27 protein-coding genes are annotated in these 24,645 nt (G+C 40.1%); 15 read left to right on the top strand and 12 right to left on the bottom strand.

Annotated elements, in window-relative coordinates; all coding sequences use genetic code 11:
- Window positions 1-25 precede the first annotated feature (25 nt).
- From AACU25_RS24840 to AACU25_RS24830, 3 genes are all read left to right on the top strand, one after another.
- Window positions 26-817 (top strand): Rpn family recombination-promoting nuclease/putative transposase, encoded by a 792-nt coding sequence (locus tag AACU25_RS24840; protein WP_096580226.1) that lies wholly within the window; start codon window positions 26-28, stop codon window positions 815-817.
- A gap of 61 nt (window positions 818-878) precedes the next feature.
- A complete protein-coding gene (locus tag AACU25_RS24835) occupies window positions 879-1,283 on the top strand; it encodes a hypothetical protein (RefSeq protein ID WP_096580224.1) in 405 nt (134 codons plus the stop codon).
- Window positions 1,284-1,289: 6 nt separating this feature from the next.
- Window positions 1,290-1,715 carry an HNH endonuclease gene (locus AACU25_RS24830; protein WP_096580222.1) on the top strand — a complete coding sequence of 142 codons (426 nt, stop codon included), beginning with the start codon at window positions 1,290-1,292 and terminating at the stop codon, window positions 1,713-1,715.
- A gap of 116 nt (window positions 1,716-1,831) precedes the next feature.
- Here the strand turns inward: AACU25_RS24830 and AACU25_RS24825 are convergent, their stop codons facing one another.
- From AACU25_RS24825 to cysE, 7 genes are all read right to left on the bottom strand, one after another.
- On the bottom strand, window positions 1,832-2,368 hold the full coding sequence (locus AACU25_RS24825; RefSeq protein WP_096580220.1) for a (2Fe-2S) ferredoxin domain-containing protein: 537 nt from the start codon (window positions 2,366-2,368) through the stop codon (window positions 1,832-1,834).
- 306 nt (window positions 2,369-2,674) lie between these two features.
- Window positions 2,675-2,878, bottom strand: coding sequence for a putative nitrogen fixation protein NifT (nifT, locus tag AACU25_RS24820; protein ID WP_096580218.1), 204 nt, complete (start codon window positions 2,876-2,878; stop codon window positions 2,675-2,677).
- A complete protein-coding gene (locus AACU25_RS24815; protein ID WP_045871050.1) occupies window positions 2,853-3,140 on the bottom strand; it encodes a nitrogen fixation protein NifZ in 288 nt (95 codons plus the stop codon). Before AACU25_RS24815 ends, nifT begins: the two co-directional genes overlap by 26 nt.
- A complete protein-coding gene (nifV, locus tag AACU25_RS24810) occupies window positions 3,127-4,260 on the bottom strand; it encodes a homocitrate synthase (protein ID WP_096584001.1) in 1,134 nt (377 codons plus the stop codon). The genes AACU25_RS24815 and nifV overlap by 14 nt, the downstream gene beginning before the upstream one ends.
- Window positions 4,261-4,682: 422 nt before the next feature.
- Entirely contained in the window at window positions 4,683-4,880 is a 198-nt protein-coding gene (locus tag AACU25_RS24805; protein ID WP_096580216.1) for a DUF2949 domain-containing protein, read from the bottom strand.
- A gap of 498 nt (window positions 4,881-5,378) precedes the next feature.
- Window positions 5,379-5,636: an Asr1405/Asl0597 family protein gene (locus AACU25_RS24800; RefSeq protein ID WP_096580214.1), complete on the bottom strand. Its 258-nt coding sequence runs from the start codon at window positions 5,634-5,636 to the stop codon at window positions 5,379-5,381.
- A 92-nt stretch (window positions 5,637-5,728) separates the two neighbouring features.
- The gene (cysE, locus tag AACU25_RS24795; protein WP_096580212.1) at window positions 5,729-6,481 is read right to left on the bottom strand and encodes a serine O-acetyltransferase; all 753 of its coding nucleotides are present in this window, start codon (window positions 6,479-6,481) and stop codon (window positions 5,729-5,731) included.
- A 619-nt stretch (window positions 6,482-7,100) separates the two neighbouring features.
- Here cysE and AACU25_RS24790 point away from each other — a divergent pair.
- Window positions 7,101-7,409, top strand: a complete 309-nt coding sequence (locus AACU25_RS24790) for a hypothetical protein (protein WP_190445708.1) — start codon at window positions 7,101-7,103, stop codon at window positions 7,407-7,409.
- A 54-nt stretch (window positions 7,410-7,463) separates the two neighbouring features.
- Here AACU25_RS24790 and AACU25_RS24785 read toward each other — a convergent pair whose 3' ends face one another.
- The gene (locus AACU25_RS24785) at window positions 7,464-7,940 is read right to left on the bottom strand and encodes a hypothetical protein (RefSeq protein WP_096580209.1); all 477 of its coding nucleotides are present in this window, start codon (window positions 7,938-7,940) and stop codon (window positions 7,464-7,466) included.
- A 915-nt stretch (window positions 7,941-8,855) separates the two neighbouring features.
- On the opposite strand from AACU25_RS24785, the gene AACU25_RS24780 reads away from it, so the two are divergent.
- The 7 genes from AACU25_RS24780 (at window position 8,856) to AACU25_RS24750 (ending at window position 15,471) form a co-directional block, all read left to right on the top strand.
- Entirely contained in the window at window positions 8,856-10,934 is a 2,079-nt protein-coding gene (locus AACU25_RS24780; RefSeq protein WP_096580206.1) for a protein kinase domain-containing protein, read from the top strand.
- A 117-nt stretch (window positions 10,935-11,051) separates the two neighbouring features.
- Window positions 11,052-11,645, top strand: coding sequence for a Uma2 family endonuclease (locus AACU25_RS24775; RefSeq protein ID WP_096580204.1), 594 nt, complete (start codon window positions 11,052-11,054; stop codon window positions 11,643-11,645).
- 113 nt (window positions 11,646-11,758) lie between these two features.
- Window positions 11,759-12,034: a prevent-host-death protein gene (locus AACU25_RS24770; RefSeq protein WP_096580202.1), complete on the top strand. Its 276-nt coding sequence runs from the start codon at window positions 11,759-11,761 to the stop codon at window positions 12,032-12,034.
- Window positions 12,035-12,072: 38 nt separating this feature from the next.
- Entirely contained in the window at window positions 12,073-12,300 is a 228-nt protein-coding gene (locus AACU25_RS24765) for a type II toxin-antitoxin system Phd/YefM family antitoxin (RefSeq protein WP_096583996.1), read from the top strand.
- The gene (locus AACU25_RS24760) at window positions 12,300-12,686 is read left to right on the top strand and encodes a type II toxin-antitoxin system VapC family toxin (protein WP_096580201.1); all 387 of its coding nucleotides are present in this window, start codon (window positions 12,300-12,302) and stop codon (window positions 12,684-12,686) included. The genes AACU25_RS24765 and AACU25_RS24760 overlap by 1 nt, the downstream gene beginning before the upstream one ends.
- 25 nt (window positions 12,687-12,711) lie before the next feature.
- Window positions 12,712-13,515, top strand: a complete 804-nt coding sequence (locus tag AACU25_RS24755; RefSeq protein WP_096580199.1) for an Rpn family recombination-promoting nuclease/putative transposase — start codon at window positions 12,712-12,714, stop codon at window positions 13,513-13,515.
- 369 nt (window positions 13,516-13,884) lie between these two features.
- Window positions 13,885-15,471 carry a filamentous hemagglutinin N-terminal domain-containing protein gene (locus AACU25_RS24750; RefSeq protein ID WP_096580197.1) on the top strand — a complete coding sequence of 529 codons (1,587 nt, stop codon included), beginning with the start codon at window positions 13,885-13,887 and terminating at the stop codon, window positions 15,469-15,471.
- 162 nt (window positions 15,472-15,633) lie between these two features.
- Here AACU25_RS24750 and AACU25_RS24745 read toward each other — a convergent pair whose 3' ends face one another.
- The 4 genes from AACU25_RS24745 to AACU25_RS24730 all read right to left on the bottom strand — a co-directional run bounded on the left by AACU25_RS24745 (window position 15,634) and on the right by AACU25_RS24730 (window position 21,277).
- A complete protein-coding gene (locus AACU25_RS24745) occupies window positions 15,634-19,356 on the bottom strand; it encodes a HEAT repeat domain-containing protein (protein WP_096580196.1) in 3,723 nt (1,240 codons plus the stop codon).
- A 349-nt stretch (window positions 19,357-19,705) separates the two neighbouring features.
- On the bottom strand, window positions 19,706-19,834 hold the full coding sequence (locus AACU25_RS24740) for a zinc-binding dehydrogenase (RefSeq protein WP_321206839.1): 129 nt from the start codon (window positions 19,832-19,834) through the stop codon (window positions 19,706-19,708).
- Between the two features lie 157 nt (window positions 19,835-19,991).
- Entirely contained in the window at window positions 19,992-20,123 is a 132-nt protein-coding gene (locus AACU25_RS24735; RefSeq protein ID WP_321206838.1) for a hypothetical protein, read from the bottom strand.
- Between the two features lie 842 nt (window positions 20,124-20,965).
- Window positions 20,966-21,277, bottom strand: coding sequence for a hypothetical protein (locus tag AACU25_RS24730; RefSeq protein WP_339382066.1), 312 nt, complete (start codon window positions 21,275-21,277; stop codon window positions 20,966-20,968).
- Here AACU25_RS24730 and nifB point away from each other — a divergent pair.
- From nifB to AACU25_RS24710, 4 genes are all read left to right on the top strand, one after another.
- Window positions 21,271-22,719, top strand: a complete 1,449-nt coding sequence (nifB, locus tag AACU25_RS24725; protein WP_096580192.1) for a nitrogenase cofactor biosynthesis protein NifB — start codon at window positions 21,271-21,273, stop codon at window positions 22,717-22,719. The genes AACU25_RS24730 and nifB overlap by 7 nt on opposite strands.
- A gap of 107 nt (window positions 22,720-22,826) precedes the next feature.
- Window positions 22,827-23,123 carry a 4Fe-4S binding protein gene (locus AACU25_RS24720; protein ID WP_096580190.1) on the top strand — a complete coding sequence of 99 codons (297 nt, stop codon included), beginning with the start codon at window positions 22,827-22,829 and terminating at the stop codon, window positions 23,121-23,123.
- A gap of 260 nt (window positions 23,124-23,383) precedes the next feature.
- Window positions 23,384-23,668, top strand: coding sequence for a helix-turn-helix domain-containing protein (locus tag AACU25_RS24715; RefSeq protein ID WP_190445939.1), 285 nt, complete (start codon window positions 23,384-23,386; stop codon window positions 23,666-23,668).
- Window positions 23,669-23,779: 111 nt separating this feature from the next.
- On the top strand, window positions 23,780-24,451 hold the full coding sequence (locus tag AACU25_RS24710; protein ID WP_096580186.1) for a hypothetical protein: 672 nt from the start codon (window positions 23,780-23,782) through the stop codon (window positions 24,449-24,451).
- Window positions 24,452-24,645 lie beyond the last annotated feature (194 nt).

Raw genomic sequence — 24,645 nt, 5'->3', positions numbered from 1 at the left:
TAAAAATTGTGCATATCAACTCAGAGTGAAAACCGACAGTATTTTTTATCGACTATTTCAAGAGGTTCCCAGTATTTTCTTTGAACTTATTGGTAACCCACCTGAGACTGCTAATATCTATCAATTTTCTTCAGTTGAAGTCAAGCAAACAGCTTTTAGAATTGATGGTGTATTTCTTCCTACTCAAGATACAAACAATCCCATTTATTTTGTCGAAGTCCAATTCCAACCAGACGCAGATATTTACTCGCGTCTAATTTCCGAAATCTTTCTATATTTGCGGCAGAATAAACCTCAACATACTTGGCGAGGAGTAATTATTTATGCCAACAGGAGTATTGATATAGGAGATATCAAAGATTGTCACGAGTTTTTTAGCAGTCAACGTGTAACAAGAATTTATCTCGATGAATTAGGTGATGTAGCCTCACTACCCATCGGTATTGCTACGATAAAATTAATCATTGAGAATGAAGATACAGCAATTACCACTGCCAGAGAGTTAATTAACCGTACTCAGCAAGCTGTAGGTTTACAATTACCACAGCAGCAGTTATTAGAATTGATAGAAACTATTTTGGTTTATAAATTTCCCCAAATGAGTCGAGAGGAGATAGAAGCAATGTTTGGCTTGAATGAGTTGAAACAAACGCGAGTTTATCAAGAAGCTATAGAAGAGGGAGAACAAAAAGCCAAATTAGAAGCTGTACCTAGACTTTTAGCATTAGGGTTAACTGTTGAACAAATAGCACAGGCGTTAGACTTAGATGTTGCACAAGTGCAGCAAATAGCACAGCAAACACTACCTGAAAATTGATAAAGCTTCAGAGTTTCTTGTTAATTTTCGGCATATTAAGGCATGGGTAGGTAATTATAAAATGGCAAGAGAAACAATTACGCTGCAAATTCCAGAAATGCTATATCAGCGCTTACTTAATACTGCTCACGCACAACGTCGTCCAATTGAAGAAGTAATTGTTCATGCTTTACAGGTGGGTAGTCCGCCAGAATGGAATGATGTACCAGAAGAATTCCAAGCTGACCTAGCAGCTTTAGATAAACTAGACGACAATAGCTTGTGGCAAATTGTCCGCAATTTTAAAACAGCAGATGAAATGGAGCGATACAACTATCTGTTGGAGCTTAACTCTAGTGGTAACATTACAGAGACAGAGCAGTTAGAACTAATAGAACTGCGTCATAAAGCTGACAGTTTTATGCTTTGCAAAGCCCAAGCGGCTGTGTTACTCCGTTGGCGAGGACATCATGTCCCAACTCCGTAAATTTTTGTGTCTAAATATATTCCTGAAAGCTTACGAAATCAAATAGCTATTAGTGATAAAAGACGTTGCTGTTATTGCTTAACAAGTGAAGCTAATAGCGGTATTCCGATGACTCACGACCATATTCACCCGCGCTCAAGAGGTGGAGAAACTACTTTTGAAAATCTATGTTTAGCCTGTCGTTCTTGCAATGAATTTAAAGCTGATTTAACTGAAGCTATAGACCCTGTCACTGGAAAAATAACACCTCTATTTAATCCACGTATACAGATATGGTCTGACCATTTTCATTGGAGTTCTGATGCAACGAAAGTTGAAGGTTTAACTAATATTGGTAGAGCTACAGTTATTTGCTTGCGAATGAATAATCCAGTAATAGTTGCTGCGCGAAGACGTTGGACAACTAGTGGTTGGCATCCTCCTGATGATTAATTTCAGCTTCTTAGAAAAGCTACCCGTACTTTATTAAAACAATAATACGGAAAATAGGCGGACTGGGAGTCTACCCTTTCCACCTGTAAAATTTCATTACTCGATATGTTTGTAAATTAAGTTAAGTGATTCTCTAAGAGAGATGCGATCGCTTCTGGATGGAGTTTCTTGTATTGCTTTTTACCAATGCGGACTACGCAGTTAGGCGCACTGCTACAGCGTTTTTGACAGCCTGTATGTTCTATTGTGACTTTGTCGATTAAACCGCGATCGCACAAAGTTTTTTCTAATTCTGATACTAAACCTTTACCACCCCGCTTCATACAGCCAGATTTCTGGCAAACCATGATTTTCGCTTTGGTTTGAGATGGGAGATTTTCGATTGGGCAAACACCAGTTGATTTTACCCGAAATGCTTTGAATTTTATTTTACCTGTGCGTTGATTTAATTGGCTAATACCATCAACGCGAATTTGTTCGCCGGGGATTAAAGATGAACGTAAAGCACTGCGTAAATCTTTAGGAACTTTTACTTGCAAATTCCCGGCGGGAATTGCTAATCGCAAGTATTTAAATTTTACTTCATCACCAACAAAACCCAGGAATCTACCTTCAAGGTTTAATTCCGATAATGTTTGATATTTTTCACCCATGTTCAGCAACTCACAATTCAAAATTAAACGTAGTTCAAACTGAATCTAACCGGGTGCTATCATGTCCAATAAAATTCTTATATCATGTCCTAAAAATTAACAATAATATAAACTTTTGGCGTTGCTGCACAAGTCTAAATTATGTATATTTAAATGTACATGATATTCGCTAATTCTTGATTATCAACGCCAAGTGACAAATGACCAATGACAAATGCCAAATGACAAATGACAATCAAGTAATTAGTTGAACATGATATTAAGAGATAGATGCTTCCCCAATTACTATCTCCCCGATGATTTATTTTAGGCAAGTCGTCTAGCTTCTACTGTTAGAGGTAAACTCTTTTCGTCTGGCATATCGCGAAATTCTAATTCCCAACCATTAGCTAAAGTGAGAATCTTCCCCTCAGCGCCGTCTGTTTGTTTGACTACGATTTCTTCTAAATCTTTTTTAGCAACGTAGACAACCAAATGACCAGCATCATTCACCCGTAGCATTACTTTCATTAATTTCCTCGACAGATTCTAGTTCTTTTTTGAGACAACCGATGACGAACCCTTTTTCTAAGAAATGCACGGCATAGATATACGATCTCTGCAAATATGTGCCGATACTCGCGACGTAGCCGACTTCTCCTTTTTTAGCTAAAACTACCCCAATTTCTTGACCGGGAAATGTACCATCGTTTTTGATCAGCTTACGCAATCTGACTTTTTGGCCGATTTCAAAAGCAGGTGGTGCGTCAAGTTCAATTTCATCGGGTGGCATGAGAATACCTCTGTTCTCTAGCTAAATTCAACACTTCTTCTGTAGTTAAACTACGTTTTTTCTGGATTGATTGTTGGCGTACTGCATCTAAAACAGTTTGGGTTTCTTGTGAGTTGAGAAAGATACCGTGCTGTTCTAAAACGCTAGATATTAAATGCCGACCAGAATGTTTACCAACTACTAAACGGCGTTCCCAACCTACTTCTTCCGGTGAAAATGGTTCGTAGGTATCGGGGTTTTGCAATACGCCATGAGCATGGATTCCAGATTCATGTGCGAAGGTATTTTCGCCAACAATTGCTTTCCAAGGTGGAACACTGCTACCGGATGCAGATGCAACTAGTTGAGATAGTTCTAATAATCTGGGAGTGTCAATACCTAAATCATGGCCGTAAATACGTTTAACAGCCATCACAACTTCTTCTAATGCGGCGTTTCCTGCTCTTTCACCCAAGCCGTTGACAGTGGTATTAACTGAAGATGCTCCAGCTTTAATCCCAGCCAGTGCGTTGGCTGTAGCTAAACCAAAATCATTGTGGGTGTGAATTTCTAGCGGAATCATCAAGGCTGAGGCTAGCCGCTTCACTTTATTATAAGTAGTAAATGGGTCAAGAACTCCGACAGTGTCACAAAAGCGAAACCGCGATGCACCCCATTCTTGAGCATAAAGCGCTACGTCTAAAAGGAAGTTATCATCAGCTCTAGAAGAATCTTCGCCGCCGACTGCTACCCAAAGACCATTATCAACAGCAAAGCTAATACAATCTTTAAGTTTTTGCAGACTTACCCGCCACTGTCCATGAAATTTAGCGGCAATTTGAATACCAGAAACAGGAATAGCGATATGTACTCGCTGTAAACCGCAAACTAGAGAAGCTTTTAAATCTGACATCACAGCGCGGTTCCAGCCAAGTAGTTTAGCTTGTAAACCCAAGTGAGAAATAGCTGAAATTGCGCGTGTTTCTTCCTCACCCATTGCCGGAATACCGACTTCTAACTCATGAACACCGATGGCATCTAGAAACTTAGCGATCGCAACTTTTTCTTCTAAGTTAAAAGCAACACCTGCTGCTTGTTCGCCATCACGTAGTGTAGTGTCATTAATTTGGAGTTGATTCATCTCAAACATTTTCAATCATCTCACTATGGGAATTACTCTTAATATTGTTTCTTGATTGCTAGCCTGGTTCTCTGCAATCGCTAGTAATGGTAAACGCCGATAGAATTTCTAATGGATGAACGGTAAATGCTGAAGAATCTTATAGACACGATTCATGACTCTTCATTATGTGGCAATCCCCTTGACATATCTGTATGACAGCGAACCAAAATTTAGTATCATTTACAAATTGTTTTTACCATTGAAAGTCAGTAGTTTTCCAAGTAGCAATAAGTATGTTTTTCCAGAGTTGATGATAGGTAAAAAAGCAGAGGAAGCAGAGGGAGCAGAGGAGCAGAGGAGAGAAATAAATAAGACCAATGACAAATAACAAATGACCAATGACAAATAACCAATGACAAATGACCAATGACTAATGACAATTAAATTTGCTCATCGAGCCAATCGAAGATGCGCTCAAGCTGTTCTAAATTCACTAAACCGTACTGCCACAGCAGCATAGGTAACGGGCCGTTATCGAATTCGCGGTGTCTTAGTGCCACAGAAATATCTGCTGTGGACAGTTCCAAGTCTTGATGCAAAAAATTCAAAAATTCTATATCGCTGTTACGGACAACCATAATCGGACTTTTAATTTCTAGATGGCGGTATGAATTAAAAATGTGAAATTCCTAGCTTTACTTGGTAACTTCACATCTTTAATTGCCAAGATATATCAAGAAAATTTCAGGTGTAGCAGCTGGGAGGAAACTCACATGAAGCGTTACCTCATCAGTCTGCAATAAAATTTCCTAATGAACAGTAACTTCTACATCCAAATCTTTAGCGATCCGCTTTAAATTGTGAGATTTTACGGAAATTATGACCTTTCTCATTTGTCATTTCCCACAAATGATTCGGAAGTACTATATGAGATAATTACGCATACTTGCAAAGATTCTCAATTATCTTGGCGTATTCAATTTTGGATTTTAGATTTCGGATTTTGGATTGATTGTTAGCGTCAATCCGTTGCAGCTGGGGATGAAGGTTGTTAATTTGGTCATAGGTCTTTCCTATTACCAATCACCAATTACCAATTACCAGCCCATGTGACAATATAAATCTTGACCGATTCCTTACAACTCAGCACTATCAGGCCAGCAACGCTCTAACCAGTCTACTAATTCTTGGCGAGACGCGAGAAATTGCATGACGGTGCTACGAATGAGCAGTGCTTCTCGCCGATTGTTGACTTGCACCCTTAAAGAACCATCCGCTAAACAGGAACAGTCAATCATTAAGTCTTGCAAGCGGTGGTAGATCAGCCAGCGATCGCTTAGGGGAATGTGCAGTATTTGTTCAGCGGGGAAATTATAACTACTAGATGGCAACATTGTCGTTTGTCCTCTCTTACAAAGTTCTGATCGCCGGAAACCGGCGCTCCGACTTTGCGCTTTGTCACTTGTCATTTGTCATTGGTCATTGGTTATTTGTGATTGACTGTTGACTCTGGACTTTTGACTTTTAATTCTTGCAGTTGTTTTTCTAGTTGCTCGATGCGAGAAAGTAATGAGCGCATGACGCTGGCTTCGACATCGGGTAGCTTACCATGTTCTAGGGGTTCGCCTTGCTTGCGAGAAATAATCCGACCAGGAATCCCTACCACAGTCGAATCGGAGGGGACATCGCGCAAGACTACTGAACCTGCGCCAACCCGGACGCGATCGCCAATTTGAATATTACCTAAAACTTTTGCACCCGCACCGACAACAACGTGTTCACCGACTGTAGGATGGCGCTTACCGCTTTCTTTACCTGTACCGCCAAGGGTAACGCCTTGATAAATTAGCGTATAGTCGCCAACGATCGCAGTTTCGCCAATGACGACACCCATACCGTGGTCGATAAACACACCTTTGCCAATCTGTGCGCCAGGATGAATTTCAATACCCGTTAAGAATCTTCCTAGATGGGAAATGAACCGGGGAATGAAAATTACCTGGCGACGATGTAACCAGTGAGCAAGACGATGCAAACAGATAGCGTGCAACCCAGGGTAGCAGAAAACTACCTCTAGCCAATTACGCGCCGCTGGATCGCGCTCAAAAATGATGCGGAAATCACTCAACAATGGCTCAAAAAATTTGCCAGAGAGTAGATTAGCGAGCAGGGAGGTCTTTGCAGAATCCGGCTTAGTAGCAGTCTTAGAATTTCTGATACTATTTAATGTCTGTTGCATCGGTACTGTCTGGTTAAAAGAGCCATGTGCTATTTTTCTGCTTATATCAGGCAGCTTCAAATAGGACAGTCTAACCCATGCCTATTGGAATTATTGGATTGATTAATGTTGTACTCACAACCCGTAATTCCCATTGCAACTATATTGCAAATTTGTTTTGGAGTAGGGGTACTGGCTTTTTCTATTGGGGGTACTAGTATTTATCGGGTAGGGGGTTAAGAATTTTTGTACTCGCCACAAAACCCTTTATCCGTAACACTTTGCAACGCTTTATCTAACTTATTTTGCAATATATTAAGTTGTACTCAAAAGTTATTAAAGATGAGGTAAACGGGACAACAAATGTTATATCTGTATAGCCAGTTACGATTCTTATTTTATTCTTTTGCTAGGGCAAAAACCTAATTTCTTAATTTTCTTTTAGTAATTGCTGTCTGTAAATCTATATACTTTTGCAATTAATTCATATTTGCATCTAATACACAGTAAGGGCATAACGTAGATCATCAATCTGTTTAACTGAAAGCTTTTGAATGCTGTACCCTCAGCATTGCGGTATTTTTTTAATTGTAAATTCCTAAGCGATCGCACTTATCACCACAATCAACTCACCCCTTGATTGCTTAACGAGCAAAATAACCTCGCTGACGAGCAAAATAACCTCGTTCACGAGCAAAATAACTTCGTTCACGAGCAAAATAACCTCGCTGACGAACAAAATAACCTCGTTCACGAGCAAAATAACCTCGTTCACGAGCAAAATAACCTCGTTCACGAGCAAAATAACCTCGTTCACGAGCAAAATAACCTCGTTCACGAGCAAAATAACCTCGCTGACGAGCAAAAAAGCCTCGTTCACGAACAAAATAACCTCATCACAGCATTCTTTACCCATGTAAACCACAATTGCGCCTTCTTCTTTGCGTGAGATAAAAAAATCCAGTTGTTCAACTAGACAATAGCTGTAATGAGGACTTATTACTTACGAATCAGACGCAACTTTAGCCGATTTACTTTTAATAGCCTTAAAGCGTTCGCCTAATTGTTCAGCCACAGTTTTTAAACCAGGAGTCTTTTTCGCCGCTGTTTTTACATAGTCATAAACCGTCAAACTACTGGTCATAGCTTCACTACCAACTGCCAGTAGAGTATCATCTACTTGTTCATTGAGTTGGCGTATGGAAGTTAAAAGTTCAGTAAGTGCAGTCGCTAATTGATAATCTCGAACAAGTTCCTCAACATCAAAACTAGCTGGGAGAATATCACGGTTTGACTGAGCAGCAGTAACGCTATTATTGACAAACGCCAAGCTTTTATCACCCATTTTTAATAATCTACGTCTTTCCTCATTACTGAGAGTGATTAAAAACGGTAGCTTTTGTTGAATAGTTTGTAGCGAGGCTTTAATTTCTTGGATATCTTGTGGTGAGAGAGAGCCTGTGATATTTTGGTAAACCATCGTATTATTACCAGGATACTTCTATGTTTAAGTAGCAATAGTTGCTAAGTATAGAATGCCCAGTAAAGAATGCGATCGCACAAAATTCTACCAATTTGAAAAAAGAATGCGACAGATTGTAGGGGCAAGGCACGCCGCAGTGGTGTCAACTGAAGCTAAAAGCTATATAGGGCGGGCGTTGTACAAATACCTCGCCCTCATCCCCTAACCCCTTCTTCCTCAGGGAGAAGGGGAATTTAATCTCTTGCTCCCCTCTCCTGGTGGGAGAGGGGCTGGGGGTGAGGGCAAAACCTTGCAACCAAGAGGGTTTCACGTTAAGTTGACATCAATGGGCAATGCACGCCGCAGTGGTGTCAACTGAAGCTAAAAGCTATATAGGGCGGGCGTTGTACAAATACCTCGCGCCCTCATCCCCTAACCCCTTCTCCCTGAGGGAGAAGGGGAATTTAATCTCTTGCTCCCCTCTCCTGGCGGGAGAGGGGCTGGGGGTGAGGGCGAAACCTTGCAACCAAGCGGGTTTCACGTTAAGTTTACACAGGTGGGCACTGCCTTGCCCTCTAAAATATTATGGATGTGTCGCAAACATTATTTGATTTAGTACTATACCAAGTTGCAATCATAAAATTCCTGAATTCGTAGGGTGTGTTACGCCGTAGGCTAACGCACCTTTGATGGTTGACAGGTCGGTGCGGCGCTTGGCGACAACACAACGCCAGTTTGCTCAAGTCGGGAAACCCGCCCACGCAACTGGCTCCCCTACATTGAAACTTGACACAGATATAATCAGCCCCAGAGGTTCACTGCTTAGAACCCCATGTTGCAAAAAAACTAAATTTATCGATGATTTTGCGGATTTTAACAAGATGAGCTTGTGTTTAAGCGATAATAAATGCATTTGCCAATAGATGCACAGTTATGACCTGCTGCCTAAATTCAGATTGCCACAATCCGCCCAATCCTGATGGCACAATGTTTTGCTCAAACTGCGGTGTAGGATTGGTAGTGCTGAGAAACCGCTATCGCCCGATTAAATCATTAGGTGCTGGAGGATTTGGTAAAACTTATTTGGCAGAAGATATCGACAAATTGAATCAAAAATGTGTCATTAAGCAATTTGCACCACAAGTACAAGGAACTCGCGAACTGCAAAAGGCCACAGAATTATTTGAACAAGAAGCAAGGCGACTAGAACAATTAGGTGAACATCCGCAAATTCCCACGCTGTTGGCATACTTTAAGCAAGATAATCGCCTGTATTTAGTGCAGCAATTTATCGACGGACAGAATTTATTGGATGAATTAAAACAGCAGGGAATTTTCAATGAGCAAAAGATAAAAGAATTATTGCTTGATTTATTAGATATTCTCAAAACAGTTCATCATCACAAAGTCATTCACCGCGATATCAAGCCAGTGAATATCATTCGTCGCAGTGATGGTAAGTTGGTGCTGATTGATTTTGGTATATCGAAGCAACTGACAGCAACGGTGATGACGCAAGTAGGAACAACCATCGGTTCCTATGGTTATGCACCACTAGAACAGATGCAGGGAGGCAAAGCTTACCCAGCCAGCGATTTATATAGTGTCAGTGCAACTTGTTTTCACCTGTTGAGTGGAATTCACCCTTGGCAACTTTGGCAACGACAAGGTTATGGCTGGGTTAGTAATTGGAGACAACATTTACAGCAACCAATAAGTCACGCATTTGGGCAAATACTGGATAAGTTGTTGCAAGAAGAATACCAGCAGCGTTATCAGTCAATAGAGCAAGTTTTACAAGATTTAAATCCGCCGTCACCACTACCACCAACCCAGCTTGTAATTGCTACCCCATCATCACGGCCGTCACCACTACCGCCAACTCAGCCTATAGTTACTACCCCATCATCACCACCACTGTCTGTAACAGTACCTTCTCAGGCTCAAATATCAACGCCACCAGTAAAACTGAAAGCATCGCTACAAAAGTTTTTCAGTCCAAATACCAAACGCAAAAAAGGATTACTCGCGGTTGTGGCTATTACTGTGGGCGGATTAGTGTTGACCAAGTTTGTTAGCTATGTTCGTTATGGCTTATTTCCAACTAACCCCATACCTGTAATTGCTAGCAAAGATAGCGATGTTTTCCTAACAAAAACTTTAGAAGGGCATTCTAGCTTGATTCGTTCCGTCGCCATCAGCCCAGATGGCAAAACTCTTGCCAGTGGTAGTGATGACAAGACCATCAAACTGTGGAATCTGAAGACAGGAAAGCAAATCCGCACCCTGACTGGGCATTCTCACTGGGTTTTTTCCGTCGCCATTAGCCCAGATGGCAAAACCCTTGCCAGTGGTAGTATTGACGACACCATCAAACTGTGGAATCTGGAGACAGGAGAGCAAATCCGCACCTTGACTGGGCATTCTGGTGATGTTAATTCCGTCGCCATTAGCCCAGATGGCAAAACCCTTGTCAGTGGTAGTATTAACGGAACTATCGAACTGTGGAATCTGGAGACAGGAGAGCAAATCCGCACCCTGGATGGGCATTCTAGTAATGTTTATTCCGTAGCCATTAGCCCCGATGGCAAAACCCTTGTCAGTGGTAGTGTTGACAAGACTATCAAACTGTGGAATCTGAAGACAGGAAAGGAAATCCGCACCCTGAAGGGGCATTCTAGCACGGTTTTTTCCGTCGCCATTAGCCCAGATGGCAAAACCCTTGTTAGTGGTAGTGGTGACAATACTATCAAAGTGTGGAATCTGGAGACAGGAGAGCAAATCCGCACCCTGGAGGGGCATTCTAGCTCGGTTGATTCCGTCGCCATTAGCCCAGATGGCAAAACCCTTGTCAGTGGTAGTCGTAACGGGACTATCAAAGTGTGGAATCTGGAGACAGGAGAGCAAATCCGCAACCTGACTGAGCATTCTCGCGGTGTTAATTCCCTAGCCATCAGCCCAGATGGCAAAACCCTTGTAAGTAGTGATGGCAATACCATCAAAATTTGGTGACTAAAGTAATGAGTGCTGAATTCGCAGTTTTGAGTACTATAGCAGATTAATCAAGATAGTCTGGATCTATGGCATCTCAGTTCTATGATAGAAACAAGCCACTCTATGGTTTAACTTATGTCTTCTCCTGTCCTGGAAAAACCTTCGACTTCTGAGACTTCCTACGTTCTTCTGTACAATGTCAGTTGGGAACAGTTAGAACAGCTTGATGTCACCCTTGCAGGAACAAGCGCACGACTAACTTATTTAGATGGGATTCTCGAAATTATCTCCCCACTTTCTGACGACCATGAGGATTATAAAAAAACTCTGGCGATGTTGCTGGAAGTCTATATGCGGGCAAAGAATATCCGCTTTTATGGTCGGGGAAGTGCAACTATAGGTAAACAGGAAGACAAAACGCGACGAGAACCAGATGAGTCTTATAATTTAGGCACAAAAAAATCTATTCCTGATTTAATTGTGGAAATAACTGTCACGAGTGGCGGAATTAATAAGCTAGAAATTTATCAGCGTTTGCGAGTACCTGAAGTTTGGTTTTGGGAAGATGGTTTATTATCAGTTTATTGTTTGCAAGGTGACAGCTATATAAAAGTCTCTAAAAGTACTTTATTGCCTGATTTAAATTTGGATATATTAGCAAAATGTGCGCTAATGGCTGACCAATATGATGCTGTGACTGAATATAGTCAGATAATCGCTAAGGAATAGTAATTCAGGATTGAATAATCACAACATAAACTTAATCAAGATTATCTGCATCTATGCCAAGCGATGTCTAAAGTTGCGTTAAGTTATAATCAGCAGTCCAACATTTAAAACAAATGAACTGGAAACTTGACGAAGCACAACAAAAACTCCCAGAGGTGATTGATGCTATTACGTCAGAACCTCAATTAATCTTCAAGCAGGACAAATTAGTAGCTGCAATTGTAGAACCTCATTTGTTTCAAGAGTTCCTTGCTTGGCATCAGCAACAAAAAGTCTCTTCGGTGGCAGATGCTTTTGCAGAATTACGTCAACTCTGTGTTGAAGAAAATTATATTTTAGAGACTCCTGCACGATGTAACGATCGCCATATCCCATTTGCTGAGGAATAGCATAATGCTATAAAATATTTAATTAAATGGTGATAGTTATGCAACACATTACAATTGACGCAGCATCACAACATTTACACGAATTAATTGCAGCTGCAATCAATGGCGAGGAAATTATTATTACCAAAGATGAGCAGCCAGTGGTTAAACTGACTCCATTGATTTCAGAAAAAAAACGTTCTCCTTTATTTGGTAGCGCTAAAGATTTGATTACAATCTCAGATGACTTTGATGCGCCATTAGAAGAATTCCAGGATTATATGTAATGCAGGTATTGTTAGATACTCATACTTTGATTTGGTTTTTCCAAGGACATCAAAGTTTTAGTGACAAGATGAGACTATTAATAGAAGACCAAAATAACGAAAAGCTCATTAGCATTGCTAGCGTGTGGGAAATGTCAATCAAACAAAACATTGGTAAGCTAAGTTTTGGTTTGCCAATTAAGACTTTTATCGAGCAACAAATAGCATTAAATGATTTTAATTTACTCAATATCAATCTTGACCATATTGATGTAATTACTACTTTACCCTTACAACATCGTGACCCCTTTGATAGAATTTTAATTGCCCAAGCAATGGTAGAAAATATTCCAATTATTAGCGCAGATACAGCATTTGATGCTTATTCAATTACAAGACTTTGGTGATATTGACTTTAATTAAAAAATAAGTGTGAAAACTGACAGCATATTTTATCGCCTCTTTCAAGAACTCCCTGCTATCTTCTTTGAACTAATTGACAATCCTCCCGAAATTGCCAACATCTATCAATTTGCATCTGTTGAAATCAAACAAACAGCCTTTAGAATTGATGGTGTATTTCTCCCCACCCAAGATGAACAAAGCCCGATTTATTTTGTTGAAGTTCAATTTCAACCAGACTCAGATATTTACTTACGCCTAATATCAGAAGTCGCTTTATACTTACGCCAAAATAAACCCAAAAATCCTTGGCGAGGAGTAGTGATTTATCCCAGCAGAGATATAGATATCGGAGATAAAGAACATTTCTTAGAATTATTTCAAAGCCAGCGTATCAGTCTAATTTACCTAGATGAGTTAGGCGAATCTGCATCCTTACCAATAGGTATTGCTACGATAAAATTAGTAATTGAAGGGGAAGATACAGCAATTAACACCGCCAGGGAATTAATCAACCGCACCCAGCAAGCCATTAATTTGCAACTACCACAAAAGCAATTACTAGAATTAATAGAGACAATCCTAGTTTATAAATTTCCGCAAATGAGTCGAGAGGAGATAGAAGCAATGTTTGGTTTAAGTGAATTGAAGCAAACGCGAGTTTATCAAGAAGCTGAACAAGAAGGTAAACAGAAAGGTCGTTTGGAAGCAAAATTAGAAGCTATACCTAAGTTTTTAGCACTGGGTTTAACTGTGGAACAAATAGCACAGGCGTTGGATTTAGATATTGCACAAGTTCAGCAAGTAGCACAGCAAACACCCCCAAATCAATAGTCAGTTAATGCTGTTTTTCAAGCACATTTCAGCAATATTGAAGATATCGCAGCTTAATTAAGATTATCTGGATCTATGGCGAGCGATGTCTAAAGTTAAGTTATACCATTTTGAAAAAAGAACGCGACAGATGGGTGGGGGCACGGCACCTGTAAGATATTTCATATACCAAAAGATTGTGGATGCCGTGCCCCTACAAAGACTTTATCTGTCGCAAACATTATTTGAATTGTTATTAATAGGACTTCCGCAAGCGTCACATTTTTTCGTTTAAGTAAATTGAAACAAACAAGAGTTTATAAAGCAGCTAGAGAATTGTGCCTAGAACGGGAACACTAGCTTTAAATCAGGACGAGGAAGTCATGGGTGATGAAGGTAGTACTGTTTCTCTTGAAATTCACAAGTGAGTTATTCACTCTAGGGATCATCCTATTAGTAATACTCCTGTGGAATCGCTGCGCCAATGCTCAGGTGATATCTGACGGAACTACTGACACCATAGTCAAGCAAAGTGGAAATAATTTTAATATTCTTAATGGTAGTGAAAAAGGTAATAATTTATTTCACAGTTTTAGTAACTTCTCTATTCCTCAGAATGGTTCAGCAACATTTGATTTAATTCATACGCCCAATATTACAACTATATTTAGTCGAGTTACAGGTGGAAAGATTTCCGATATTAACGGGTTAATTCAAACTCTCAACGGTAATCATCCTGTGAGTTTGTTTTTGATGAATCCTGCAGGGATTGTGTTTGGCCAAAATGCCTCGTTGAATATTGGTGGCTCATTTGTGGGAACCACAGCGAATAGTATTAAGTTTGCTGATGGGGTAGAATTTAGTGCAGTTAATCCTGCTGCGCCGCCCTTGTTGACAATGACTGTGCCCATCGGCTTACAGTTGGGGCCAAATTCCCAAGGAATTACTGTGCAAGGAAATGGACATCGCCTGATTAGCGGATTATATATCCCTACAGATCGTAGCCAGAATCCCATTGGCTTACAGGTCAAGGCAGGTAATACATTGGCATTGATTGGCGGTGATGTGAAGTTCGTCGGTGGGATTGCAACCGTTAATGGGGGGGGACATATAGAAATAGGCAGTGTCAGCAATGGGCAGGTTGCACTCAATAGTACTGGACAAAATTGGGTAGGCGATTACTCAAAAGTTGAGCAATTCAAGGATATCAATCTCGATGAGCGATCGCTACTTGATGCCAGTGGCACTAACGGCTCGATTCAAATTCAAGGACGGAATATCAATGGCAATGGGGGGAATGTCAAATTAAACTTACATAATGACTTGCTCATGCGTCACGATAGCCTCATTACCGCCACTGCTGCGGGTAAAGGTAATGGTGGTAACCTGTTAATTAATGCATCGGTGATTGTTGGTTTAGAAAACAGCGACATTATTGCCAATGCAGTCCAAGGTCAAGGTGGGAACATTCAAATTACAACTCAAGGTATCTTTGGTCTCGAATTACGTCCGCAGCTAACTTCTAAAAGCGATATTACCGCTAGTTCTCAGTTTGGACTAAATGGTGGTGTAGAAATTAAAACTCTAGCAGTTGATCCTAGCAAAGGAATTGTGGCATTACCCGTACAGCCAAAAGATGCATCATCATTAATTACTCAAGGTTGTGGACAAAATCAACCTAGTGAATCTAACCACTTCATTGTCACTGGACGAGGTGGTTTACCCCAAAATCCAGATGTAGTTTTGGGGAGCGACACAGTTTTAGAAGATATGCAAACAGTTCCGATTCCTACAAACAGCGATCGCTCTTTGGTAACTGCTAGTTCGATAAATCTACCATCCCAGACTGCCAATGAGATTATAGAAGCTCAGGGACTGCTCATTACTCCTCAAGGAGAAATATTATTAACAGCACAAGCAACAGTGATCACGCCTCATAGTTCTGGACTTAATGCAGCTAGCTGTTCTACAAATTAGTCAATATATAAATATCGGTTAAGGGCAAAAGGGGAAGGGGAAAAGGAGCAAAAGCGCGATCGCTATCAACAGTTGTTAACTAAACTCCAAGCCGAGGGAATCGATATAGAGAATTTGTAATTGCAGTTACTGCGATCGCATCCAAAATTATAGGGAGAAATTCTATTCTTGCCATTGCTGCAACTGATTCTGAGCAAAGTTCCTCAGTTGCTCATCTGGGTCATTTTCTGCTCTGTCGCGTAGTAATGGTACGGTGTAGGGATGCTGCGAAAAATGTTGGACTATAATCTGCAGTGCTATTTGTCGGGGATTACCTTCATAGTCTGCTTGAATTTCAACAGGATCGTTGACAGCACAGTTGTAGTAAATTTCAAACAACTCCTGATCATCTGGATAACTACGGGCTAATTCTTCTACTGCTGCGCCACGCAGACTTGCACTATTATCTTGAGTAGCTTGTTGTTTAAGAATAGATTTCGTGTCGGGATCATCTTTGAAACTGCGGACTAATTCTTCTACTGCTACCCGCCGCACATATTCATTATCATCTTGGATAGCCCGTTGTTTAAGAATAGATTTTGTGTCGGGATCATCTTTAAAACTGCGGACTAATTCTTCCATCACTGCACATCTTACACCTGCACTTTCATCATGCATAGTGCGTTCTAGCAGCCATATTTTAATATCTGGGTCAAATAAAAAGCTATGAGCTAATTCTTGTACCGCTACAATTCGCACATCACTATCATCATCATGAGTAGCACTTTGTTTCAGGAGTGATTTGATTTCAGGATCATTTGGGAAACTACGAGCTAATCCTTCAAGTGCTACACGTCGCACATCACTGTTGTCATCATTGATAGCGCGTTGTTGCAGCCAATTTTTAGTATCCGATTGCTCTGGGAAGCTGCGAGCTAATTCTTGCACCGCTACAACTCGCACAGCCCAATGATTATCTTGAATAGCACGTTGTTGCAGCCAAATTTTGGTGTCGCGATCGTATTGAAAGCTGCGGGCTAACCCTTCGAGTGCTGTACGTCGCACATCACTATTATCATCTTGGTTAACAGGTGGTTGCAACCAGCTTGTAGAATTGCGATCGTTAGGGAAACTACGAGCGAATTCTTGCACTGCTACAACTCTTACATCACTATCATCATCTTGGTTAACAGGTGGTTGTAGCCAGCTTGTAGAATTGCGATCGTTGGGGAAACTGCGGACGAATTCTTGTACTGCTACAACACGCACAGCCCAGTGATCGTCGTGAACAGCCCGTTGTTGTAGCCAAGTTTTGTTGTCAGGATCATTGGGAAAACTGCGAGCCAATTCTTGCACTGCGACAACACGCACAGCCCAGTGATCATCGTGAACAGCCCGTTGTTGTAGCCAAGTTTTGTTGTCGGGATCATCTTTAAACCCACGAGCAAATTCTTGCACCGCTGCACGTCTGACAGCCCAATGAGCATCATTAATGGCGCGTTCTTGTAGCCAGGTTTTAGTATTAGGATCATCTTTGAAACTGTGGGCGAATCCTTCTACTGCTGCACAGCGCACATCACTATCATCATCACTAGCAGCATGTTGTTGCAGCCAGATTTTAGTATCAGAAGATTCTGCCCAAGTCATAGCAATTGCTGCAACTGCTTGAGTGCGAATTTCCTGAACTAGCTTTGTTTCTTCTTCATCTCGATAAAGTACGTAATTGTATGAGAGGTCATATTTAGTTAATGCATTTAATTGCTCAAATAATTGATTAGCTATTGAGATAATCCCCGAACGATTTCTGACTTCTGCTAAACATTTAGCAGCTAAAAATAAGTTTTTAAATGCAAACTCTTCACCATTCTGTGCCATTAAATAAACTAAAATTTCACCTACGAATTTCGGCTCAATCATTGCCGATATCAGTAGCAAAAGTTCATGCCAGATTTCATCTTGCCAGTGTTGACCAAAAACTTCATATTTTATTTGCTCTATAGTCAGAGTTTGTGTTTCTTTAAACTGCCAAACAAAATCCCAAGCACAGAAGTATTCCAAAAATGTCCGATGTACAAAAGCATAATAATCTGCACCTAAAAAAGATAGCATAAAGTTACGAGTCCGCATTTGATTAATCATCATCTGCGCTACTTCTCTGGGCTGCTCAAATTCTCTGAGTGTTAAATAATCAATTAAAATCTTTTCTAACTCATTTTCTCTAATTAAATTACCTGCCAATCCTGGATGGCTATTTTGCATATAATAAGCAACTTGACGAAGTATTGCTTGTTTATCTTTATAATCAATAGTCTTTTTATCTAAACGATTACCTTCTACCAAAGTGCGTTCTACATCCCATTGATGTAGTAATATCTTGGATGCTTGATTATAAAGTTCGTTCCTATCTCGTGGCAGTTCTTGATTACGATTTAGAATTGCCATCATCGTTAATAGCAAGGGATTTCCTGCTAATTCTGCAATAGATTTGACTGTATTAATTGCTTCTTGCAGGCGTTCTCTTTTTCTGACTTTATCTGCTACATCACTAAAAGTTAGCTCATGCCAACGATCAATAAAATCCTGAATCTGTTCCGGTTCTAAATCTTGTAAAATAAAGTGATGAAAATTAGCATTACTAAATCGTTGTGGTTCATAGCCAATAATCCGAGAAGTAACAATTACCCGCACATAAGGATGATCATTAACAAAGCTATGAATATCATTAATTATCTCGTCGCGTAGCCTGAGGTCAAATACTTCATCTAAACCATCAAACATTACCAACGCATTACCAGCTTTTAACTGATCGTGTAATTTAACTTGATTTAATTGGGCAATTGTATTTCTACATTGGGTAAAAAAATCCAAAAAGTTTTCACATTCTCCATTCTCCCGGAGCCGCATATAATTACGTAATTCAATTAGCAAGGGAATTGGGGATAACATTAAATTCTCTTGAGAAGATTCTGCCCAATTCAATGCTAAATATTGCAACAATGTAGATTTACCCGAACCAGGATATCCCAAAATTACAATAGATTTGTAAATATGTTTTTCGTTAATTACGTCTAATACTGAGCGAATTGGCTGTTCCAAATAAAGAAGTTTCTGTCCCACTAGTTCAGCATCGGAAATTTTTAATGCTAATTCATCACTTTCTCTTAGTTGTCTAAAATATTCCTTTGGTAGTTCGTGAAGTTGTGGTAAAAATTGATGTGTTTCTCGCACATTTTGAGGGATAAACATTCGCCATAAATTCAGATTCCTGTAAGCATAACCGCTAGTATCTAAACTATCTAGCTTAATGTCACCGTAGATTTCCCGAATAGATTCCTGATATTTAGCTAGGTTAAAATTTACCATCGGCTCGATGACAATCCCAGCATTTTCAGCAAAATTAGATGATTGTTCTGATGTTAAAAAAAAGCGTAAAGTATCCGACTCTAACAGCAATTCTTGAACTTGTATTAAATACTGATCTATTAAAATTTGCCAGTTAAATCTATAAGGTAGAGATTTTAGGCGTAGTCTTTGCCAAGCTTCTTCTAATGATTTAGCATTTAAATGTTCACAATGAATATCAAAAGCCTGACCAAGAATTTCTCTGACATACTTATCTTTAGTAAATTTCCTGACATCTTCGGTATAGCTTTTAATTTCATCGTCAGAAAGTTTGCATCGCACTTTTAACTGCTGTTGTAGTAGCTGTAAAAGTTCTTTTAATGCCTTACCAGCAGTAATTCCTAGCTCTTCTTTTGGTAATTGATTTAAAACTTTGTTAGGGATACCATGCAATAAAATATTTGTCCCATCTGTAGCAACTTCTTTTGCAACTTCTTCCAAAATTACCTTAAAAATCAACCCAACAGCCTGAATTGCCCCCCAAACAGTCAACCAATTCAGCATAAATTTAGTAGCCTTTGATATTTAGTTATAAGTATATACACTATATTCATTTAATATAGCAATTTTCCACTTTATTGCAGAAATATAATCGAAAAATCACAAAATGCTTGATTAATGTGTAGTGTAGGGTATCAGTATGCGGGGGTTAAATACCACTTGACTTAAAAAATAATACATTTGGTTAACTAAGTTGAAAGAGATGGAAGAGTGAATTGTATCAAAATTTTCTAATAATGGTGTAAAAAGTTTAAATCTTCTACATTTATTTGTCATATGAGTTAACAAATTTAGAATTTGGACTCTTGACTACTCGCACAGCACAGATATGTATCAAATTGGTCAATTTGGCTCAAAGAGTAACTGTAATAGCTATTTTCTCCACAGCACGTTCTGTTTTACTATCTGTATGCGCTGCTACTAATTTTTGTAACTGATATGTGCGGTCAATGACAACAAAAATTTTACCCGATTCAATCAAGTTTTTTAAGTAAAGTAAGTCTTTAGGATTGGGGTTTTTCTATGATAAATTTGACCTTTTTACCAGGTAAAAAGGTTGTGAAAATGCTCTGCATGAAGCTTTCAGTGCTGGGTAGGGTGGTGATTACACATTATTGGGTTTGAGGACTCGTTTGCTATCAGCAGGCCGAGAATTTTTTCCAAATGAGCGATCGCAACATTCCCTGGCGAATTTTCCAATCAACAGGATTAACACTACTAACGTGAATCTTCACGAATAATTGGTCAGGCTTAATCGTTGGTTGTTCCATATCCTCATGCTGCAACCACCTCAGCAGACCCATAGCAGCGGATAAACATAGCTTTCATCCCATTCCTCCTGCTACCCCGTTTTCGCCTATGAATACAGTGTAGTGGGGATTGGGGACTGGGGACTGGGGACTCGGGATGAGGGAGACAAACACCAATTACCCATTACCCATTACCCATTACCCATTACCCATTACCCATTACCCATTACCCATTACCAATCGAGTAAAAATGCCTGTTTTGACTTCTTTAGAAAAAGAAAAATTTAGGATAAAAAATTAAGTTTTTGACAATCATATGCATTAATGTAGATATATAGACCGTTATATAAGCTTTATATAGCAAGGATTATTGACGTTATTGCATATTATTTTTAATGAAAGATTAAAACAATATGAATTACATTTTTACCAAAAAAAAAATGATATGTTGGATACAGAATTGAATTTCGCACGTATCTGGAGTAGAACGACGTAGACTACTCCAGTTTTTCCCCCTCAATCCCCTATGATTACTGGCTTTGGGTGATGTCTGGGGAATGTTTGAGTACAGACATAAATGTCTGAAAACAATCTAAAATCAAGTTCTAACCTTTGTGGGTGCTAAGTTTTGGCTGAGTACAAAGAAATCCTGTACCCCACTCTATAAATACTTGTACCCCAATCTAAAAATACTAGAACCTCTACCCGAAAAAAAATTTATTAATTCTTGTAACGCCTGAAAACTCGGGCTGAAAAAATTTGAGTACAAGTTTAATAAATCCAATAAATTCTATCCTAGATACAAGTCAGCCGACTGGAAAAATGGCTGCTATAAATCATATATCGCCAATCACTTAACGCTTCTAAACAAAAGCGAAGAGTGAGTGGAGGGATGAGATAGCACCATGCCTCTGTGAATAGAAGTCGCGGCTGTAAGGGCTGTACGCACAAATTCTACCCACGACCCAAACGTTGACACACCAGCCGAAAATCAAGGATTGTAAGCCTGCTTTACTCTCATATTTGATGTTCTCATCAGTATCACTTCGCAAAAGAGTAAATTCTTGCGAATCACGAGTAGAAGCCGCGACTTCGATTCCTAGGCAATAAAGAGTAGCAACGGCATCTCTCACAGTGGCAGCCAGTCCACCGACCCTTGCGAAATTCAATGACACCACCGTCTACAGGACTCCTCACCTCCTCCAATCAGGAACCTACCACTACCCAAGCCAAATCAGGTGGTTGCGGATGCGACAGCAAAAGCAACTCTACCGTAGAGATGGATGAAAAGCTCAAGGAACGCATTGCCAAGCATCCCTGCTATAGCGAAGACGCACACCACCATTACGCTAGAATGCACGTTGCAGTTGCCCCCGCCTGTAACATTCAATGCAACTATTGCAACCGAAAATATGACTGTGCTAACGAAAGCCGTCCTGGTGTAGTTAGCGAGTTACTTACCCCAGAAGAAGCAGCACATAAAGTATTGGTGATTGCAGGTAAGATTCCCCAAATGACAGTCTTGGGAATTGCTGGCCCTGGTGATCCATTGGCGAATCCCGAAAAAACTTTCCGTACCTTTGAGTTGATTGCAGATAAAGCACCAGATATTAAGTTGTGCTTATCAACTAATGGTTTGATGCTGACTGAATATGTCGATCGCATTAAACAACTCAATATAGATCACGTTACTATTACCCTTAACACTATTGACCCAGAAATAGGCGCACAGATTTATTCTTGGGTTCACTACAAACGTAAGCGTTATAAAGGTGTTGAGGGAGCGAGAATTCTGCTAGAAAAGCAGATGGAAGGATTGCAAGCCCTCAAAGAAGCCGATATCTTGTGCAAAGTCAACTCGGTAATGATTCCGGGAATCAATGACCAGCACTTGGTAGAAGTAAATAAATTCATTCGTGAAAACGGCGCATTCCTGCACAACATCATGCCGTTGATTTCTGCGCCAGAACATGGCACACACTTCGGTTTAACTGGTCAGCGTGGCCCTACCACCAAAGAACTCAAAGAAGTTCAAGACAACTGTGCCGGCAACATGAAAATGATGCGTCACTGTCGCCAATGCCGAGCCGATGCTGTAGGATTGTTAGGAGAAGACCGCAGCCAAGAATTTACCAAAGATAAATTCCTGGAAATGGCTCCCGAATATAACCTAGAACAACGCCAAGAAGTTCACGAAGGTATTGAGAAATTTAAACAAGAAATCAAAGCCGCTAAAGAAAAGGCGCTAGTCGGCAAGAATTTTGCTAACAAACCGAAAATCTTAGTTGCTGTAGCAACCAAAGGAAGTGGATTAGTTAACCAACACTTCGGTCATGCGAAGGAATTCCAGATTTACGAAGTGGATGGTAGTGAAGTACGCTTTATCAGTCATCGTAAAATTGACCACTATTGTCAAGGTGGATTTGGAGAAGAAGCCACTCTAGACTACATTATTAAAGCGATCGCAGATTGCAAAGCGGTTTTGGTCTCCAAGATTGGGAACTGTCCCAAAGAAGAATTGCACAAAGCTGGCATACAGACTGTTGAAGCTTACGACGTAATTGAGAAAGTTGCTTTGGAATATTACGAGCAATATGTCGAAGGGTTAGGCAAATAGGGACTAGGGGCTAGCGGCTAGCGGCTAGGAAAATTATACCCCCAATGCTCAATGCCCCATGCCCCATGCCCTATGCCCCATGCCCAATCCCCAAAAGGAGCTTAGTCATGGCTTACAAAATTACTGGCCAATGTATTTCCTGTGATTTGTGTCTGTCTGTATGCCCTACTGGTGCAATCAAAATAGTTGATGGTAATCGCTGGATTGACCCCGAACTTTGCACAAACTGCGTCGGTAGTATTCATACAGTACCTCAATGTCAAGCTGGTTGTCCTACTTGTGATGGTTGCGTTAAACAACCCACAGATTATTGGGAAGGGTGGTTTGCCACCTACAACCGCGTTTTAGCGAAGTTAACTAATAAAGAAGATTATTGGGAACGTTGGTTTAACTGTTATTCTTAACAGTTTACACTATCAAACTAGAAATATCTGTTGAGGACAGCCTATCGTAAAGGAAATGGCTGCTCAACAATAAATGAAAATTGTAACTATATACTTACAAGAAAATGAAGTTAACGCCAAAATGACGACTTGAATACTCATGCCACCTATAAATTCTTGTATAACTAAACTGGTTAGCTGACACTCACGGTACAAAAATATCTTGCTACATGACAACTGAAAGTGCAAATATAAGAACTAGGAATTTCAAAGAGGTAATTATGGTTCCGCTGGAATGGGTTGTCATGCTGGCGTGGAACAAAGAGTGTGGCGAAACTCTAAAATTATTGCGCGGTAAAAGGTCTAGACGCGAAATTGCAGATGCTGTTTCTCAGCAAGGTGTTGAATGCTCACAAGAGTACATCAGAAAACTGGAAAACGGTGAAGCCGCCTCTGTTTCCACGAAAATTATCACTACAATTGCTAAAACCCTTGACGTTGAGTTGATTGAAATAATTTATGAATTGCGTGTTGAAGTCACAACAATAGTTTGTACTAAGAGTTGATTTTTGTACTCTGAGTTGTTATTTTAGATAATGTCAAAGTGAAAGGCGATCGCTCAGAGCCTGGAAAACTTAGTGCGATCGCCTTTTAATCCTTTAATAGGAAATACCATTATGACTCAAACCATCTATAGCTATCAACAGCTGCAATACAAATCCATAGCTCGACTCAAGCAAATCTACAATGACATCATCTGTACAGTTGAGGTACTTGACAAGCGGTGCAAGGATGCTTGGATTAATGCCATAGCTGAGTATCAAGCTAGCAGGGTTCAGACAGTGGTTGATACTACCCTTGACGAACAACCCACAACCGAAGCTATTGCTCCCCAACTGAGAACAGTAGCAATCAACTTCTACCACCATGAAGTCTACGTGGGTAACAAACTCATAGCTTATATGGTCTACGATAATGACGAATTTGTTATGCAACCTTGGTTGGTTATGGTTAACGGCAAAGAGATGTTCCGCGCCACTACATCTGCCAAATGCCTACGCTACATTCAATGGCATTACCAGGATGGCACACTCAACCCATTCGACCAAATTGAACTGGCTGAAGTCCCAGAAGTCCCGACAATTATGAAAATTTCTTTTTACGAGCAAGAAGCATTTGTTGGTGAGCAACTGATAGCTAGGATTATCTACGACTATGGAAATTACGATAATCTATACTGGCGGGTAATAATTAACGCTAAAGAGATTTTTCGAGATATTAGCCCAGCCAGATGTCACAGTTACATTAAACAACTGTACCAGGAAGGTAAACTCCTATTACAAGAGTAGTTAGACCTAAAAAAACATTTGCTATCACATAGCAACTTTTTGCCTACGACTGATACATATCTGCAATACTTGAACTCTTACCCCTAGAGAATAGCGATCGCTTCTTTCGGATGAGGCGCAAGTTCAGTAATTGGTAACAGTCTCAAACTCACTGTGAGCAGTAATAGAAATTGCTGCTCACTCCTATATGCATT

Origin of the sequence: Tolypothrix tenuis PCC 7101 (genome assembly GCF_963874875.1) — a bacterium.
Classification (GTDB): domain Bacteria; phylum Cyanobacteriota; class Cyanobacteriia; order Cyanobacteriales; family Nostocaceae; genus Aulosira; species Aulosira tenue.
The sequence above is the reverse complement of the archived record's forward strand: the minus strand, read 5'-3'. Positions and strand labels throughout refer to the sequence as shown.